General features: G+C 69.4%; 14 protein-coding genes and 1 tRNA gene. 11 read left to right on the top strand and 4 right to left on the bottom strand.

Features of this window, described 5'->3' with window-relative positions:
* Positions 1–240 precede the first annotated feature (240 nt).
* From PKE75_RS11075 to PKE75_RS11055, 5 genes are all read left to right on the top strand, one after another.
* On the top strand, positions 241–777 hold the full coding sequence (locus PKE75_RS11075) for an RNA polymerase sigma factor (RefSeq protein WP_271168786.1): 537 nt from the start codon (positions 241–243) through the stop codon (positions 775–777).
* 69 nt (positions 778–846) lie between these two features.
* A complete protein-coding gene (locus PKE75_RS11070; protein WP_271168785.1) occupies positions 847–1,776 on the top strand; it encodes a FecR family protein in 930 nt (309 codons plus the stop codon).
* A 105-nt stretch (positions 1,777–1,881) separates the two neighbouring features.
* On the top strand, positions 1,882–4,338 hold the full coding sequence (locus PKE75_RS11065) for a TonB-dependent siderophore receptor (protein ID WP_271168784.1): 2,457 nt from the start codon (positions 1,882–1,884) through the stop codon (positions 4,336–4,338).
* The gene (locus PKE75_RS11060) at positions 4,335–5,192 is read left to right on the top strand and encodes an ABC transporter substrate-binding protein (RefSeq protein WP_271168783.1); all 858 of its coding nucleotides are present in this window, start codon (positions 4,335–4,337) and stop codon (positions 5,190–5,192) included. Before PKE75_RS11065 ends, PKE75_RS11060 begins: the two co-directional genes overlap by 4 nt.
* Positions 5,189–7,114 carry an iron ABC transporter permease gene (locus PKE75_RS11055; RefSeq protein ID WP_271168782.1) on the top strand — a complete coding sequence of 642 codons (1,926 nt, stop codon included), beginning with the start codon at positions 5,189–5,191 and terminating at the stop codon, positions 7,112–7,114. The genes PKE75_RS11060 and PKE75_RS11055 overlap by 4 nt, the downstream gene beginning before the upstream one ends.
* 183 nt (positions 7,115–7,297) lie before the next feature.
* On the opposite strand, the gene PKE75_RS11050 is transcribed toward PKE75_RS11055, so the two are convergent.
* A complete protein-coding gene (locus PKE75_RS11050) occupies positions 7,298–8,536 on the bottom strand; it encodes an MFS transporter (RefSeq protein WP_271168781.1) in 1,239 nt (412 codons plus the stop codon).
* Between the two features lie 106 nt (positions 8,537–8,642).
* On the opposite strand from PKE75_RS11050, the gene PKE75_RS11045 reads away from it, so the two are divergent.
* Positions 8,643–9,536: a LysR family transcriptional regulator gene (locus PKE75_RS11045; protein WP_271169179.1), complete on the top strand. Its 894-nt coding sequence runs from the start codon at positions 8,643–8,645 to the stop codon at positions 9,534–9,536.
* Positions 9,537–9,692: 156 nt separating this feature from the next.
* On the opposite strand, the gene PKE75_RS11040 is transcribed toward PKE75_RS11045, so the two are convergent.
* Positions 9,693–9,768 (bottom strand) — tRNA-Glu (locus PKE75_RS11040).
* A gap of 96 nt (positions 9,769–9,864) precedes the next feature.
* Positions 9,865–10,251 (bottom strand): hypothetical protein, encoded by a 387-nt coding sequence (locus PKE75_RS11035; protein ID WP_271168780.1) that lies wholly within the window; start codon positions 10,249–10,251, stop codon positions 9,865–9,867.
* Between PKE75_RS11035 and PKE75_RS11030 the strand changes: the two genes are divergently transcribed.
* From PKE75_RS11030 to PKE75_RS11020, 3 genes are all read left to right on the top strand, one after another.
* Positions 10,250–11,260: an RluA family pseudouridine synthase gene (locus tag PKE75_RS11030; RefSeq protein WP_271168779.1), complete on the top strand. Its 1,011-nt coding sequence runs from the start codon at positions 10,250–10,252 to the stop codon at positions 11,258–11,260. The genes PKE75_RS11035 and PKE75_RS11030 overlap by 2 nt on opposite strands.
* A gap of 229 nt (positions 11,261–11,489) precedes the next feature.
* The gene (gene rpoH / locus PKE75_RS11025) at positions 11,490–12,371 is read left to right on the top strand and encodes an RNA polymerase sigma factor RpoH (RefSeq protein ID WP_271168778.1); all 882 of its coding nucleotides are present in this window, start codon (positions 11,490–11,492) and stop codon (positions 12,369–12,371) included.
* Positions 12,372–12,776: 405 nt separating this feature from the next.
* Positions 12,777–13,832 carry a sensor histidine kinase gene (locus tag PKE75_RS11020; RefSeq protein WP_271168777.1) on the top strand — a complete coding sequence of 352 codons (1,056 nt, stop codon included), beginning with the start codon at positions 12,777–12,779 and terminating at the stop codon, positions 13,830–13,832.
* Between the two features lie 27 nt (positions 13,833–13,859).
* On the opposite strand, the gene PKE75_RS11015 is transcribed toward PKE75_RS11020, so the two are convergent.
* A complete protein-coding gene (locus PKE75_RS11015; RefSeq protein WP_271168776.1) occupies positions 13,860–14,741 on the bottom strand; it encodes a VOC family protein in 882 nt (293 codons plus the stop codon).
* Positions 14,742–14,963: 222 nt separating this feature from the next.
* Here PKE75_RS11015 and PKE75_RS11010 point away from each other — a divergent pair, with 222 nt between their 5' ends.
* Together PKE75_RS11010 and PKE75_RS11005 are read left to right on the top strand one after the other, a co-directional pair.
* Positions 14,964–16,253, top strand: a complete 1,290-nt coding sequence (locus PKE75_RS11010) for an adenylosuccinate synthase (protein WP_271168775.1) — start codon at positions 14,964–14,966, stop codon at positions 16,251–16,253.
* 67 nt (positions 16,254–16,320) lie between these two features.
* Complete coding sequence (locus PKE75_RS11005; RefSeq protein WP_271168774.1) at positions 16,321–17,718, top strand: hypothetical protein; 1,398 nt, start codon at positions 16,321–16,323, stop codon at positions 17,716–17,718.
* Positions 17,719–17,809 lie beyond the last annotated feature (91 nt).

The following is a 17,809-nucleotide window of genomic DNA, read 5'->3' as shown; positions in this document are numbered from 1 at the left end:
GCGCTGGACCACTTATGGCGAGCGGCAAAGGTGGGTCGGACACTGCGTGGCGGCGGCCTGAAGGGAGACCGCCTATGTCGAAGATCGACAACCTCCGCCGTCGCGCCGGTATCCGCATCGTTCCGACTGCGGCGCCGGACACGTCCTATTTGCGCTCCGTAGATTTGAATTCATATAAACTACTGATGTTGCGAGGTTTTCTTAGGTTGGATATGTAGCCCTCAACTGAGGGCGGGGTTCATGAACGTTTCGTTTCGGGGCGGGACGCACGGCTCCGCCGACATCGATGCGCTGTTTCGCGTCTACAGCGACGACCTCAGGCGTTACGCTTATCGACGACTGCGCGACCGGGAGGCTGCGGCCGATCTGACGCAGGAGGCGTTCCTGCGGTACGTCGCGAGCCGTCAGGCCGAGCGCTCCGACGCGCACGCGTCGCAGTTCTTCCTGTGGCGGATCGCGGGCAATCTGATCGTCGATCTGGTGCGCCGGGAGCGTCGGCAGGGGCGGAGCGTGCCGCTGGAGCAGGCGGCGCTGCTCGCGGACGCCGCGCCGCTCGCCGATCGCAGCCTCATCGCCCGGCAGGATTTCGCGACGTTCAAGGCCGCGCTCGACGAACTCCCGCCCAAGACGCGCGCTGCGCTGCTGCTGAACCGCATCGAGGGCCTCACCCACGCGGAAATCGCAGCGCGCCTGGCAATCTCGCCCAGCATGGTCAGCAAGCACATCATGAAGGCGCTCAGGGTCTGCCTGCGGAAGCTTGAAGCCGCGGACGCCTGACCTCCTGTCGGGTTTCGTTTTCCGGACGTCTTTGAGATGGGAAGGACGCGCCGGGAGAGCGTGCACGCGATGACGGACAACCGCGAAGATGAACTGGACCCGCTGACTGAAGCGGCGCTGGAGCGCATCGTCCATTTGCATTCCGGGTCCGCCGTCGCGGAGGACTGGGAGGCCTATCAGGACTGGAGGGCGTCTTCGGTCGAACACCGGACGGCCGCCGAGCGGGCCGAAAGATTGTGGGCGCGTCTCGGCCCTGCCTTGAAGCCGCCGGGGCGCGGCGGCGGAACTGTCGCGATCCTCGCTGCGCTGACGATCGGCCTCGCCGGAGCGTTCGGTGCGGGAGCCTTCGGGCCGCCAAGATCCTATTTTGCGGACCAGCGCACCTCCGTCGGTGAACGGCGGACCGTCGCGCTCGCCGATGGGTCCATCGTGGAGGCGGACGCGTCGACGAGCTTCGACGTCGACTTCGCGCCCGGCGAGCGCAGGCTGAAACTCTACGCCGGGCGGATCCACGTCGCCGTGACGCCGGACGTCGCCCGCCCCTTCATAGTGGAGGCAGGAGACCTCGAGGCGCAGGCGCTCGGCACCGCTTTCGAGGTCGACCAGGCGAAGGACGCGACCGACGTGGTGGTGACGGAGCGCCGCGTTCGAGCGCGCGACGTCCGGACCGGCGCGCAGGTGGAGCTCGGCGCGGGCGAGGAGACGACGCTCCGGAACGGCAGTCTGCAGGCGCCGCGCGCCGTCGATGTCCGCGCCGCCACCGCGTGGCGGCGCGGCATGCTCGTGTTCGACGACCGGCGGCTGGACGAGGTGGCGGAGGAAATCAGCCGCTATGTCGGCGGCCGGATCATCTTTCTCGGGGACGCGGGTTCGCTGAGGCTGACCGGCGCCTTCCCTTCGGGCGACGCCGCCACGGTGCTGGACGCTGTCACGGCCGCGTTGCCCGTTCGCGTGACCCGGCTTCCCTTCCTCACCGTGGTGCGCACGGCCTCGCGATGAGCGGCGACAATTTTTCCGCCGACCAGTGTCGAAGCGGCGACCGCCGTCGTCTTCCCCCATAAGGCCGCCGCATGCGGTCTCGACGAGGACGAGCGGGGGCTTGAGATGACGGGACGGACCGGGGCATGGCGACGGCGGGCGGCGGCCGTCGCGCTGGCGGGAGCGTGCGTGTTTGCGCCCTGCGGCCAAGGGCGGGCGGAGGAGCCGGTTCGCTTCGCCATTGCAGCGGGGCCGCTCGGGGCGGCGCTGACGCAGTGGGCGGAGGCTTCGGGCCGGAAGCTTCTGTCGTCCGGTTCGGCGCTGAGCGGCGTCAACACCCGCGGCGTCGAAGGCGAACTCCCTCCGAGCGAAGCGTTGCGCCGGCTGCTCGAGGAGACGGGCCTGTCGTATGAGCAGATCGACCCCCACGCGGTGACGCTGGTGCAACTGCGCCGGGAGAGCGCGGTTCCAGCTCAAGACGCGACCCAACTCGCTGAGATCTCGGTCGAGGGATCTGGCTCAGGCGGCCAGGCCGCTGGCGGCTACGCCGCGAGCTACAGCCCTGGCGCAACCAAATCCGCCTCGCCGCTGGTTGAGACGCCGCGCATCGTCAACGTCGTCACCCGCAAGCAGATGGAGGATCAGGGCGCGCAGAGCGTCACTCAGGCGTTGCGCTACACGCCGGGCGTCGTCACCCAGTATGGCGACACGGACTCGCGCTATGACTGGCTGACGGTCCGGGGCTTCACGCCGAGGCGGTATCTCGACGGCCTGCGGCTGCCTTTCGGCGCCCGCGGATATTCGCAGGCGCGCATCGAGCCTTACATGCTGGAGAGCGTGGAGGTGCTGAAAGGACCGGCCTCCGGCCTCTACGGCCAGAGCAACCCGGGCGGCCTTCTTGCGATGACCAGCAAGACGCCGACCGAGACGGCGCGCGGCGAGATCGAGATGATGGGCGGCAGCCATGACCGCAAGCAGGCCGCCTTCGACGTCTCGGGCCCGCTCGACGAGGAGGGGCGCTTCCTCTACCGGCTGATCGGCCTCGCGCGCGACGCCAACACCCAGGTCGACCATGTCGAGGACGACAAGCTCTTCATCGCGCCGAGCTTCACCTGGAAGCCGACGGACAGCACCACGCTGACGCTGCTCGGGCACTACCAGAAAATCGACGACAAGGGCGGCGGCGCTCCGCCCGCCCTGCCGGCGATCGGCACGCTTTATTCCTATCCGGGCTACGGCAAGCTTCCGACGAGCACCTTCACCGGGGAGCCCTCCTACGACCGCTTCGTCAACGAGCAGTGGTTCATGGGCTACAAGCTCTCCCACGAACTCAACGAAGCCTGGACGCTGCGTCAGAACCTTCGCTACGGCGAGGTCGACGCCCATACCCGGCGCGTCCAGAGCTACTGCTTCACCGCCGCGAGCTGCGTGCCGACGAACCTGTACCGCTACGCCTGGGCGTTTCCCGAAAAGTCGCAGATGTTCACCGTCGACAACCAGGCGGAGGGCCGCTTCACGACAGGTGAGCTGGAGCACACGCTGCTCGTCGGCGCCGACTTCACCCGCGAGAAGGCCGGCTACCGCGAGTCCGACCTGGCCTATCTGAATATCGGAGACTACGACGCTTTCAATCCCGGTCCCGGCCTTTCGGTGACGGAGCCGCCCGTCAAGATCCGCATCGACGCGGTCCAGCGCCAGCTGGGTCTCTACCTGCAGGACACTATCAAGTGGGGCGGCTGGACGCTCCAGGCCGGCGGCCGGTACGACTGGGCGAAGAACAAGACGTCCAACGAGACGGTTGCGACCCGCGCGACGACGCGCGTCACCAGCGATGACGAGGCCTTCACCGGCAACCTCGGGCTGAGCTACCGCTTCGAAAGCGGCTTCGCGCCCTTCGTCGACTACTCGACGTCGTTCCTGCCGGTGACCGGCGTCAAGGCGAACGGCGATCCGTTCAAACCGTCCGAAGGCGAGCAGATCGAGGCCGGCGTGAAGTATCAGCCGGACGGTTTCGACGGGCTGATCAGCCTCTCGGCGTTCAATCTCAAGCAGAAGAATGCGGTCACCGCCGATCCGACCGGCGCCAGCACCCAGACCGGAGAGATCGAGGTCAAGGGCGTCGAATTCGAGGGCAAGGCCAATCTCGGCCGGGGCTTCGAGGGGATCATCTCCTACGCCTATAACGACGCCGAGATCACCCGCACGACCACCAAGGACCAGTCTGGCAAAAGTCAGGTCGGGCACCGCCCCGCCTTCGTGCCGAAGCATCAGGCGGCCGCCTGGCTGAACTACTCGTTCGGCGCGGGATCCGCGGACGGTCTCAGCCTCGGCGGCGGGGCGCGCTATCTCGGGGCCTCGTTCGGAAACGAGGCCAACGAGTTCAAGACGCCCGGCGTGACGCTGTTCGACGCGTCGATGCGCTACGACTTCGGCAAGAAGGTCGCGCGCCTGCAGGGCGTGTCGCTGCAGGTGAATGCGACCAACCTGCTCGACAAGAAATACGTGTCGACCTGCCTCGCCGCCTACGGCTGCAATTACGGCGACCGCCGCACCGTCTACGCGACGATGAAATATCAGTGGTGAATGACTGGACGCGGCGGTCGCTGCTAAGCGCCGCGCTGGCCTTGGCCGGGACGGCGCGGGCCCAAACCGCGGGACCGCGCGTCGTCGTGCTGGACTGGGCGCTGACGGAACTCGCGCTCCTCGTCGGCGTGACGCCGGCAGCGGTCGCAGAGGCGCCCTACTATCGGACGCGGGTCGCGACGCCCGACCTGCCCGCGGCGGTTGTGGACGTCGGCCTCCGGGCGCAGCCGAACCTCGCGCTCGTCGCCAGCCTCAAGCCGGACCTCATCGTGCGTCTGCGCCATTACGGGCCGCCGCAGTCCCGGCTGGCCGCCATCGCCCCCACTCTCGAGCTCTCGATCTACGAGGCCGACCAACGCCCTTACGAGCGGTCGTGCGAGGCGCTGGCGACGCTGGGCGAGGCCTGCGGCGCGGCGGGCCAGACCGCTTTTGCGCTGGCGCGGATCGACGCCGCGCTCGCCCGCGCCCGCGAGAGGCTTGGCGCGCATGACGGTCGCCCCGTGCTGATCGCCAACTTCGCCGACGACCGGCGGGCGGACGTGTTCGGCCACGGCTCGCTGTTCCAGAACGCGCTCGAACGGATCGGGCTTGCGAACGCCTATGCCGGACCGACCAACATGTGGGGTTTCGCCACGCTCGGGCTGGACCGGCTGGCCCGGTTCGAAGGCGCCCGCCTCGTGGCGCTGTCGCCCGGCCCACCGGCTTCGCTCGCGCGGAGCGCGCTGTGGCGCGCCTTGCCGGCGTTCGAGGACGTCGTCGTCCTGCCGCCCGTCTGGGTCTATGGCGGCCTCGCCAGCATGACGCGTTTCGCGACGCTGCTGTCGGACGCCCTCGCCGGGAGCCACGCGCTGTGACGCTTCGCCCGGTCGCCGCCGCGGCCCTTTTCGCCCTCGCCGCGGCGCTGTTTCTAGCCGGCCTCGCGCGCGCCCTGCCGCCCGGCGAATGGCTCGCGGCGCTGCTGTCGCCTCAGCCGGACGACGTGTCGGCGCTGCTTGTCCACTACACGGTGTTTCCCCGCGCGGCGACGGCGCTCGCCGCAGGCGCGTCGCTCGCGCTGTCCGGCCTCGTCCTTCAGATCGCGCTCGACAACCCGCTCGCGGAGCCTTCGACCACAGGCGTCTCCGCCGGCGCGGTGCTCGCGCTCGCTGTGTTCGGATCGGCGGGGCTGGGCGGGGCGTCGCAGTCGCTCGTCGCTCTCGGCGGCGGCCTGGCGGCGGCCGCCGTGACGCTCGGGCTCGCGCTGCGCGGGGGGCTGAGACCGGCGACGGTCGTGATCGCAGGCCTCGTCCTCGGCTTCGCGGCGAGCGCGGCGACGACGCTGATCGCCCTCTTCAATCACGAGTGGATGCGGGCTCTCTTCCTGTGGAGCTCCGGCTCGCTCCGGCAGAACGACTGGTCCGCGGCCGCGCGCCTCACCCCGCTTCTGGCGCTGGCGTGGATCGCCGCCGGCTGCCTCGCCCGCGCCTTCACGCTCTCCTCGCTCCGCGACGAAGGGGCCGCGGCGTTGGGAGGAAATCCCAGGATCATTCGCCTGACGGCTCTGGCGCTGGCGGCGGGGCTCGCGGCGCTCACCACGGCGGAGGTCGGAGCGATCGCCTTCATCGGCCTCGCCGCGCCGCATTTTGCGCGCGCGACCGGCGCCCGCACCATGGCGGATCGGCTGCTCTGGACTCCGATCTTCGGCGCCGGGCTGCTGTGGCTGACCGACGAGGCCGTGAAGCTGATCCCGCTCGACCTGCCGACAGGCGCCGCGACCGGCCTGCTCGGCGCGCCGCTGCTGATGGCGCTCGCGGCCCGCCTGCGTCTTCCCTCGCTTGCGCCTGTTCCGATCTCCGCGCCGTCGCAACGCTTGCGGCCGGCCTGGGGCCTGTTGCTCTTCGGCTGCATCGTCGCGCTCGCCGCCGCGCTCTTTCTCGATCGCGCCGCGGATGGCTGGAGCCTGGCGGCGCCGGCGCAGGCGCTCGACTGGCGCGTCCCGCGGACAATCGCCGCCTTCGGCGCGGGAGCGGCGATCGCGGTCGCGGGCGCGCTGCTCCAGCGCATGACGGGAAACGTGATGGCGAGCCCCGACATGATCGGGGTGAGCGCCGGCGCCGCTCTTGGGTTCCTCGTTCTGCTTTATGCCGCGCCCGCCGCCGGCCCCGCGGCTCAGCTCGCGGCGGGCGCCCTCGGCGCCGGCCTCGCGGCTCTTTGGGCTCTGAAGGGCCTGAAGCGGGGCGGCGCGCCCGAACAGCCGCTGCTGCTTGGCGTCGGCCTCGCCGCAGCCTTCACGGGCGTGGTCTCGTTCCTGCTGGCCAGCGGAGATCCGCGCATGGCCCTCGCCGTCGTCTGGCTCAGCGGCTCCACCTATCTGGTGGACGGCCAACGGGCGCTCGTCATCCTGGCCGTCGCGGCCGGCGGGCTTTCGGCTGCGCTGACGCTCGCGCGGCCACTCGCGCTTCTGCCGCTTGGGCCTGCGGCGCGCTCATCGGGCTTGCGCATCCGTCAGGCGCAGGCGCTGACGATCGCGCTCGCCAGCGTCCTGACCGCGGCCGCGACGCTTGTCATCGGACCGTTGAGCTTCGTAGGCCTTGTCGCGCCCCACGCTGCGCGAGGCCTGGGATGCCGCTCGCCTTTGAGCCTGCTCGCCGGATCGGCGCTCGTCGGCGGCGCGCTTCTCGCCGTCGCGGACTGGATCGGACGCGTTGCGCTGTTCCCTTATGAAATTCCCGCGGGAATCGTCGCCATGCTTCTCGGCGGCGCGGCGGCGCTCGTCGCTCTGATGAAGTCGCCATAGCCCTCGCCGGGGCGGCGCGTGACCGCATCAACACCCGCGATGACGGCCTCGCTGAAACCCTCGGCGCGCAACTGCTCCAGCGTCCACGGCTGCCCTCCACGACATCGTGCAGGACGCGCACGATGCATGCCTCGCCTTCAGAGAATTGCGACTGGTTGTCCGCGCCAGCCAAGCCGCATCTGCTCACAGATGCGAAGGCCTGCGCGCCGAGCTGTCGCCGCTGGGGGGAAAGCCGGCGCCGCGCGCCGCGAACGCGACGGCGAGGCAAGCCAGCAGGAGCGCGCACAGGCTCCATGGCAGAGACCGCGGTCCGGTCTGGTCGAGCAGATAGCCGCCTACGATCCCGCCGCCCGCAATGGCGAAGTTCCATACGGTCACGATCATGGATTGGGCGACGTCGGCGGCGGGGCCGGCGGCCCTGGCCGAAGCGGACTGGAACAGCGTCGCCGCCCCGCCGAAGGCGAGGCCCCAGGCCGTCACGCCGATGTAGAGGGCCGGCGCGGTCGTCGCGGCCCCGAGCAGAACCGCCGATGCGAGGAATAGCGCTATGCTCCCCAGCACCAGCTGCCGCAGCCGGCGGTCGATCAGCACGCCGGTCGCCCAGATGCCGATCAGGGCGGCCGCGCCGAAGGCCAGCAGCATCCGGTCCACCTGACCGCCGAGGCCGCTCGCCTGGAGATAGGGCGCGATATAGGTGTAGAGGATGTTGTGCGCGAGCACGAAGGTGAGCGTCGCGAACAGGATCGGCCGGACGCCGGGCGTCGTGAACACGCGCGCGAGCGACGGCTGCCTGCCTCCGGTTTCGCCTGCGAAGTCGGGCACCTTCCATAGGGTCCAGCCGATCAGGACGACCGACAGCCCTGTCATGATTCCGAAGCTGATCCGCCATCCCACCGCCGCGCCCAGGAACGCGCCGGCGGGCACGCCGATGGACAGCGCGAGCGGCGTGCCGACCATCGCGACGGCGATGGCGCGGCCGGCGAGATGCGCGGGCGCCATGCGCGTCGCATAGCCGGCGAGCAGCGCCCACAGCAGGCCGGCCGAGACGCCGGCGAGGAAGCGAGCGGCCATGATGACCGCGTAGCTGTCGGACATGGCCGTGATCGTGTTCACGACGGCGAAGCCGCCGATCGCGCTCAGCAGGAGCGGGCGCCGGCGCATCGATCGCGTGGCCGCCGTGAGCGGGATCGCCGCGACCAGAGATCCGATCGCATAGATCGTCACGAGCTGGCCCGCCATGGCCTCGGACACGTGCAGATCGCCGCTGATTTCCCGCAGCAGCCCGGCGGGAAGCGCTTCGGTCAGGATGGTGATGAAGCCGCCCATCGCCAGCGCGAGCAGGCCGGCGAGCGGCAATCGCTCGCGCCTTCCCCTCGCAGCAGGGGTCCGCGGGTCGGCGGAGATCGGGACAGTATGGGGCATGAGCATCCTCGGAACGGCTTCGCCCCGGTCTATCGCGCCCCCGATCATTGATAATCAGGCGCATATTCCCGATAGTCCGGAACAATCTTCCGCAATCGAGGCGATGATGGACAAGCTCGTGGCGTTGCGGGCGTTCGTTCAGGCGGGCGAGACGCGCAGTTTCGTCGCGGCGGGACGCCAGCTTGGCCTTTCGCCCTCGGCCGTCGGCAAGGCCATCGCCCGGCTCGAGGACGAACTCGGCGTCCGGCTGTTCCACCGCAGCACCCGCAGCATGACGCTGACCGAGGAAGGGGCCGCCTATTTCGATCGTTGCCGCCAGGTGCTGGGCGATCTGAAAGACGCGGAGACGGCGCTGCGCGCCGAGCAGGCGCGCCCGGCCGGCGTGCTCAAGGTGAGCCTGCCGCTGGTCGGCATGCTGCTGATCCCCGTGATCGCCAAGTTTATGGCGGCGTATCCCGAGGTGCTTCCCGATCTCGATTTCACCGACCGGATGGTGGACGTGATCGAAGAGGGGTTCGACGTCGTGATCCGCACCGGGGAGCCCGCCGACAGCCGCCTGATGAGCCGGCGCCTAGGCGGCTTCAGCCACAGCATCGTCGCGGCGCCGGCTTATCTGGAGCAGCATGGGCGACCGCGCGCGCCTGCCGATCTCATGCGGCACGCCTGTCTTCACCATCGTTACCCGAGCACGGGCCGGCTCGAGGCATGGCCGCTTCGGCAGGACGGCGAGCGGCTCGACCCTTTGCCCGTTCGCGCGACCGCGAGCACGATCGAGCCGCTTGTGGACCTCGCGGCGCAGGGTTTCGGGATCGCGTGCCTTCCCCGCTTTGCGGTGGAACGGCATCTCGCGGAAGGCGCATTGGAAGAGGTCATGAGCGACGTCATGGTCGCCAGCGGCCAGATGCGCGCGCTGTGGCCGTCGACCAAGCATCTGTCACCCAAGGTGCGCGTGTTCGTGGAGCACATGGCGGCGCATCTTTTCACCGCGGCTAAGGTCTGATCGCCTTGCATAAACGAGGCGGGCCTATCTCGACCGAGGGAACCGTGGCGACGGCGAGCACGAGGAGCCCGGCGAAAACCACCGACATCCACACTCATGTATTGGGCATCTGTGAAACTTCCCGCCAAAGCCCCAAGCTAACGCTTTAAAAAAGCGTGGCGCTCCCAAGGGGACTCGAACCCCTGTTTTCGCCGTGAGAGGGCGACGTCCTAGACCGCTAGACGATGGGAGCCGGCAGCGGAAGGCCGCATGCTATAGCGGCGTTGTCGGCGGGCTTCAAGCCGCCTCGCGACGAAGTTTCGACGGACCGGCCATCGGGCGCGCCGTCTCAGCGCAGCGGCGGGGCGGACGGGCCGCCGGGGGCGACGTCGATGCGCCCGGTCTCGACCAGGCTCGAGGCGTCGATCACGTGGATCGCGGTGCGGCCGTCGGTCTCGACCGTCACCACGATGCGGCCGCCGTCGACGGCGGTCGAGACGACGCGTGCGCCGGGGGCCAGCGACAGCGTGCGCACCGTCGGGCCCATGGCCGAGGGGCTCGACTTGACGAGACGGTAGGCGATCACCGACATCACCGACAGGAAGCCGACGCCCATGGTGAGCGCGCCGATCAGCGTGAGCATCCTGAGGCGCCGGTAGACGCGCTGAATGCGCGGATCGTCGTCGTCCTCGATCTGGTCGAGCGACGGCGTTGTGGAGCCGATCTGCGCCGTCATGTCCCTGCCATCCTCTGAACCCGCGGCCGATACCGGCCGGCTCCGCGTCGTCGCCGCCGGCGCCGACGACGTCGGCGAGCGGCTCGACCGGTTTCTCGCGTCCCGCCTGCCGGAGCTGTCCCGCGCCCGCATCCAGGCGCTGATGCGCCAGGGGGCGGTCCGTTCGGGCGGCCGGACGCTAGAAGACCCCTCCGCCAAGGTCAACGCGGGCGAGATCGTGCTGGAGCTTCCGGAGCCGACGCCGGCCGAGCCGAAGGGCGAGGACATCCCGCTCGTCGTGGTCTACGAGGACGACGACCTCATCGTGGTCGACAAGCCGGCTGGCCTTGTCGTGCACCCGGCGGCCGGCCACGCCGACGGCACGCTCGTGAATGCGTTGATCGCGCATTGCGGGGCGAGCCTGTCGGGCGTCGGCGGCGTCGCTCGGCCCGGCATCGTCCACCGGCTCGACAAGGACACGTCCGGCCTGCTGGTGGTCGCGAAGAACGACGCGGCGCATCGGAGCCTGAGCGCCCAGTTCGCCGACCACGGCCGCACCGGGCCGCTCGTGCGCGCCTATCTCGCCTTCGTCTGGGGCGCGCCCGACCGGCCGCGCGGCACGGTCGACGCCCCGCTCGCGCGCAGCGTCAAGAACCGCGAGAAGATCGCGGTCACCGCGTCCGGACGCGAGGCGATCACCCATTGGGAGACGCTGGAGAGGTTCGACAGCGCGCACGCTTCGTTGCTCGAATGCCGGCTGGAGACCGGGCGCACCCATCAAATCCGCGTGCATCTCGCCCATATCGGCCACCCGCTGATCGGCGACGAGGTCTATGGCGCGAGCCATCGCACCAAGGCGTCACGGCTGGGGGAGGGGGCCGCCGGCGCGCTCGCGGCGCTCGGTCGGCAGGCGCTGCATGCCGCTGAACTCGGCTTCGCCCATCCCCGGACCGCGGAGACGCTGTTGTTCGAAAGCCCGCTGCCGCCCGAGATGGACGATCTGCTGACCGCGTTCCGGGCCAACCCCTGAGAGTGGACGGAACGGGTTCGCCCTCGCGGTAGTTTGATCGCATGAGCGCAAGGCGGGGCTGGGACCGCTCGTGTCAGTCATGCGATAATGCACGGCAGCATGACGTGTAACGAACGGCATGCCTTGTACGAAATGCGTTATAAGTCTGCCCAGGCGATCGGCGGCTCAAACGCGGTCGCAGCCGGGTCCGCCGCGGAAGGCGGGGGCCCTAACACTCTAGGAGGCGCATGTGGCTTCAGCTGCTCTCCCCATCATCGTCAGCGACGGCGGCCTGAGCCGCTACCTCGATGAAATCCGCAAATTTCCGATGCTGGAACCGCAGCAGGAATACATGCTCGCCAAACGCTGGCGCGAGCATGGCGACCGCGACGCGGCGCATCAGCTCGTCACCAGCCATCTCCGCCTCGTCGCGAAGATCGCGATGGGCTACCGCGGCTACGGCCTGCCGATCGGCGAGGTCGTCTCGGAAGGCAATGTCGGCCTGATGCAGGCGGTCAAGCGCTTCGAGCCCGAGAAGGGCTTCCGACTCGCGACCTACGCCATGTGGTGGATCCGGGCCTCGATCCAGGAGTACATCCTGCGGTCCTGGTCGCTCGTGAAGATGGGCACCACCGCGAACCAGAAGAAGCTGTTCTTCAACCTGCGCAAGGCGAAGAGCCAGATCTCCGCGCTGGAGGAGGGCGACCTTCGTCCGGATCAGGTCAAGCAGATCGCGACGCGGCTCGGCGTGACCGAGACCGACGTGGTCGACATGAACCGGCGGCTCGGCGGCGACGCCTCGCTCAACGCGCAGCTGCGTGAAGACGAAGGTTCGTCGGAGTGGCAGGACTGGCTGGTCGACGACAGCGACAGCCAGGAGACCCGGCTCGCCGACACCGAAGAGCTCGACAACCGCCGCTCGGCGCTGTCGGGCGCTCTCACCGTGCTCAACGACCGCGAGCGCCGCATCTTCGAGGCGCGGCGCCTGTCGGACGAGCCGCTCACGCTCGAAGAGCTCTCCGGCGAGTTCGGCGTCAGCCGCGAGCGCGTGCGCCAGATCGAGGTGCGCGCCTTCGAAAAGGTCCAGGCCGCGGTTCGCAAGAACGTCGCCGCGATCGAGGCGCACGCCTGAGCTTCATCTGACAGAGGCCGCGCGGGAAACCGCGCGGCCATTTTCTTTTGCGAGCGGACGATCGGCCGGACCGGCTGACGTTATCAGCAAACGTCTATCGCAACTTGTGGTAGAGCTTTATCTTCCTCTTCGGAGGCTTGTTGGGTATCATGGCACCAGTCGATACGTCGGCCGCGCCTTAATTCTGTTTGGCCAGCGTCGTCGTCGCGCTCTCCCGCAAATTTTCGTCGGCGCCGTATTTGATTGGTTTGCGGTCTTTGCTGTTTCGGTCGCGGGCGTAGGCGCTCACCGCCCTCTTTGGTGGACGGAGTATTCGGCGCTCTCGACTGGGTCGCCGGACGGCGGGCGTGCTGCCGGGCGAGGCTCCCTTTTCGGAAGCCACCGGTCTAGCCAAGGAAACGGCCAATGGCGGCCCCCGGACTTGCGCATGGCGAGGCGACAAACCTCGCTCTAGCGGTCATTTCTTCTTCCAATGTGCCCCTTCTGCTGCTTGACGGCGATCTGAGCGTGGTGGCGGCGAGCGCTTCCTTTTGCGAGACGTTCGACCTGATCGCCGCAGACGTGCCGAACCGTCCGGTCTTTCTGCTCGGAGACGGCGAGTGGGACACGCCCCAGCTGCGGGCGGCGCTCGGCGCCACGGCGGCGGGATTCTCAGAGCTCGAAGGATACGAGATCGCCTTGGTGCGCGCGGGGCGCGAGACCCGTCAGGTCCTGGTGAACGCCCGAAAGCTCGATTACGCCGACGCCGCAAACATCCGGCTGGTGCTTTCGGCGGCCGACGTCACCGACACGCGCGTCGCGGAAAAGATCAAGGACGACCTTTTCCGGGACAAGGACATCCTGCTGCGCGAGCTTCAGCACCGGGTCGCCAACAGCCTGCAGATCATCTCGAGCGTCCTGCTGCAGAGCGCGCGCCGGGTGCAGTCCTCCGAGACGCGGGAACACCTTCACGACGCGCACAACAGGGTGATGTCGATCGCGGCGGTCCAGCACCAGCTTGCGACCTCGCATCTCGGAGCGGTCGAGCTGAGGTCCTATCTCGCCCAGCTCTGCCAAAGCCTCGGGGCGTCGATGATACGGGATCACACGCAGCTCAAGCTGGAGGTGAGCGCCGACGACAGCGCCGTCGACGCGGACATCTCGGTCAGCCTGGGCCTGATCGTCACGGAGCTGGTGATCAACGCGCTGAAACACGCCTTCCCTGGGGGCCGCGTCGGCAGGATTGTCATTGGCTATCAGGCTGAGGCGCCCAACTGGACCTTGTGGGTCAGCGACGACGGCGTCGGGATGCCGGCCCATCCGGAACACGCCAAAGCGGGGCTCGGAACCAGCATCGTCGAAGCGCTCGCGCGCCAGCTGAACGCGCACGTCCACATGACGAGCGGCGGGCCCGGCACGCGCGTCTCGATCGTCTACATGCACAGCGGCGCGCGGTCCCTGTCCGCCCAGCGCGCCGTCTAGCGAAGCGCCCGCCTCGCTTTCGGCCGGTTAGGCCGCGCGCAAGACGATCGTGGAGCCCCAGGGATCGGAGACGCGGAGCGCCCCATCCCGCCGCTCGGCCCGCCGGCCCGCGGCCCGCAGGCGCCGTTCGACCGCGTCGACGTCCATACCCTCCGGCAGAATCGCCTCGAACGAGCGCAGGCCCGCCGAGCCTTCCGGAGCGGGCCCGTGTCCGCGCGACGACCAGATGTTCGCCGCGACGTGATGGTGGTAGCCGCCGGCGCTCATGAACAGCGCGCCGGGATAGGTCGTCGTCAGCTCGAAGCCGAGCGCGTCGATCCAGAAGGCGCGAGCTTGATCGAGATCGCCGGCCTGCAAATGGACGTGACCGATCTTGACGCCGGCCGACGTCGGGGCGTCGAGGTCTTCGTCGGGCGCCAGCAGGGACAGCACGCCTTGCGCGTCGAGTGGCTCGGTCGCCATCTTCAGCCGTCCGGCGTCGTACGGCCACTCGCTGCGGGGCCGGTCGCGGTAGATCTCCAGCCCGTTGCCGTCGGGGTCGTCGAGATAGAGCGCCTCGCTGACGAGATGGTCGGAAGCGCCGATCCGCACGCGGTCGCGCGCGAGCCTCCCGAGCACGACCGCGAGGTCGCGCCGCTCCGGCACCAGGATCGCGACGTGGAACAGGCCCGCCGCATCGCGGGGCTTGGGTCTTGCGCCGGGGACCTCCACCAGCCGGACGATGGGAACGCCGCCGGCCCCGAGCTCGGCCTCGCCTGTTCGTCGGTCCACAGTGCGAAGACCGACGACGTCCTCGTAAAACGCTGCCGACCGCTCGAGGTCGGCGACGGAGAGTTCCGCGACGCCAAGGCGCAGCCCGGCGGGTAATACAGCGCCGGGATCGGACGGGGCGGTCAGGGCGTCTGTCATAGGTGATCGTCGGGTCCGGGTGGGGAGCGTCAGCTGGAATATCGGCGCGGACGCCTTCCGGCGCCATGCCCGCAGCCATGCGCCGGAGCACGCGGGACATGCGCCGCCGCGCCCGACGCCTTGCCTCCGGACGCCCGATCCTTTAGCAAGCCGCGGGAGAACCCTGGCTCTCCCGAGCCGGGGTCTTTTTTTGCTCCGGCCCGTCGCGGAGAGGATTTCGGAATGGCGAACGTCGTCGTTGTCGGCGCCCAGTGGGGCGACGAAGGCAAGGGCAAGATCGTCGACTGGCTGTCCGACAGGGCGGACGTCGTCGTGCGTTTCCAGGGCGGCCACAACGCCGGCCACACGCTGGTCGTCGACGGCGTGACCTACAAGCTCAGCCTGCTGCCGTCCGGCGTCGTCCGGGGCAAGCTCTCGATCATCGGCAATGGCGTCGTGGTCGACCCGCATGCTCTCATCAGCGAGATCGAGCGGTTGAAGGGCCAGGGCGTCGACATCACGCCCGACACGCTGAAGGTCGCCGACAACGCCACGCTCATCCTGTCGCTTCATGGCGAGCTCGACGCGCTGCGCGAGGGGTCGAACGAGGGCACGCGCATCGGCACGACCAAGCGCGGCATCGGCCCGGCCTATGAGGACAAGGTCGGGCGCCGCGCGATCCGCCTGCGCGACCTCGCCAATCTCTCGACGCTGCGTCCGAAGATCGAACGCCTGCTCAGCCACCACAACGCGCTCCGCCGGGGCTTCGGCCTGCCGGAATTCACGGTCGACGCGATCTACGACGAGCTCGCCTCCGCAGCCCCCAAGGTGCTGCCCTATCTCGACGCCACCTGGGAGATTCTCGACGAGCGCCGGCGCGCCGGCGACCGCATCCTGTTCGAGGGCGCGCAAGGCGCGCTGCTCGACGTCGATCACGGCACCTATCCGTTCGTCACCTCGTCCAACACCGTGGCGGGGCAGGCCGCGACCGGCTCGGGGCTCGGCCCCAAGGCCGTCGGCTATGTGCTCGGCATCGCCAAGGCCTACACCACGCGGGTGGGCGAGGGGCCGTTCCCGACCGAATTGACCGACGAGGTCGGCCGCCGGCTCGGCGAGCGCGGCCACGAATTCGGCACCGTCACCGGCCGCCCGCGGCGCTGCGGCTGGCTCGACGCCGTCGCGCTTCGGCAGACCGCGCGCACGTCGGGCATCGACGGCATCGCGCTCACCAAGCTCGACGTGCTCGACGGGCTCCCCGAGATCAGGGTCTGCGTCGGCTACGAGCTCGACGGCAAGCGCATCAGCCGGCTGCCGGCGAGCCAGGGCGCGCAGGCGCGGATCGAGCCGATCTACGAGACGGTCGAGGGGTGGTCGGGAACCACCGCGGGCGCGCGCTCGTGGGCGCAGCTTCCGGCGCAGGCGATCAAGTTCGTCCGGCGCATCGAAGAACTGATCGAATGCCCAATTGCTCTGGTCTCGACCTCGCCGGAACGGGCCGACACGATCCTCGTCGCAGACCCGTTCGAAGACTGAAAAAAGCTTTCGCCCGCGTGTCTTTGGCGCCCTCGACGCGGAAGGGCCCCTGACGTATGTCGACAACATGGCCGATTACTTCCCAGTCCTGTCGCGCGCGGTAGCGGGTCTCGAGAGCAACACCGGCGAGGCGCGCCGCGCAGTCTACGAACGGGCGCGCGCCGCCATCGTGCGGCAGCTGCGCGCGATCGACCCGCCGCTGTCGGAAGAGGACATCTCGCGCGAGCGCCTTCAGCTCGAGGAGGCGATCCGCAAGGTCGAGGCCGGGGCGGGAGTCCCTGCCCAGGCCGCCGCTGCTGCGCCCGGCCCGGCGCCCGCAATGCCGAAGGCGGAGGCCCCGCCGCCGCCGGCCCGCAAGAAGGAGGCCGCCCCGCCTCCGCCCAATCCGGCCGCGCAGCAGCCGGCCCCCAAGGCTCCGCCTCCGCCCGCGCCGAAGACCGCCGCGCCTCAGCCAAGACCCTCGAAGCGCCCCGACGGCCGTCCGATCATCCCGGCCTCAGGCGGAGCGTCGCGCGCAGCGCCACGCAAGCGCTCCAGCCCGCTCGTCGCGGTCGGCGCGCTCGCGCTGATCGCCTTGGTCGTGGGCGGCGTCTTCGCCTACCGCTATTCCGCCTCGACCTCATCGAGGGACGTCGCGGAAGTCTCGCCGTCCACGACGCCACCCGGGACTGCGCCTTCGGCGAGCGGCAAGAGCGAGGACAGGCCGCCGCAATATTCGCCGCCGGCCGCCGAACAGCCGCAGCAGTCCGCTTCGCCCGAGCAGCAGGCATCGCGGGAGCAACCCCCGGCGGCAGAGCCTGCGCCCGCCCCCACGGCCGAGCCCGCCGCGCCGCCCGCGGCTGTCACGGAGACGGCGCCGGCGTCGCCGCCTCCGTCGCAGACCGGGCCGCTCGTCGCACAGCGAGCGACGCTTTATGAAGAGGGGCCGAACCAGCAGTCCGGCGAGGCCCTGACCGGCACGGTGGTCTGGCGCACGGAATCCGTCAGCGTCGGCCAGAGCCAGCCGCTCGAGACCGCGATCCGTGGCGACATCGACATTCCGGGCCGCAAACTGAAGGCGACGATCGTGATCCGGCGCAACGCCGACGCGACGCTCCCGGCGAGCCACACGATCGAGATCCAGTTCAACCTGCCGCCCGATTTCCCCAACGCCGGAGTGGCCAACGTGCCGGGCGTGGTGATGAAGGCGGACGAATCCGCCCGCGGCGCGACGGTCGCCGGTTTGTCTGTCAAGGTGACGAACGGGTTTTTCCTGATCGGGCTGTCGAATCTGGAGACAGAGCGCACGGTCAACGAGCAGCTGTTGCGCGACCGCAGCTGGATCGACATCCCGATCCTCTATGACAACGGCCGCCGCGCGGTGCTGACGCTCGAAAAGGGCACGCCGGGCGTGCAGGCGTTCAACGACGCGCTGGATTCATGGCGCGGGATGCCGGCGGCGGCGCAGGCTCAGCCGGCGCAATAAGCAGGGCTCGCCTCACGCGGCTGCGTTATCTAAAGCGAATTTAGAAGCGGCGAACGCGTAGAGCGCGCTTCGACGGCCTGGCTGAACGCAC

It is taken from the genome of Hansschlegelia plantiphila (assembly GCF_027922265.1).
Classification (GTDB): Bacteria; Pseudomonadota; Alphaproteobacteria; order Rhizobiales; family Methylopilaceae; genus Methylopila; species Methylopila plantiphila.
The sequence above is the reverse complement of the archived record's forward strand: the minus strand, read 5'-3'. Positions and strand labels throughout refer to the sequence as shown.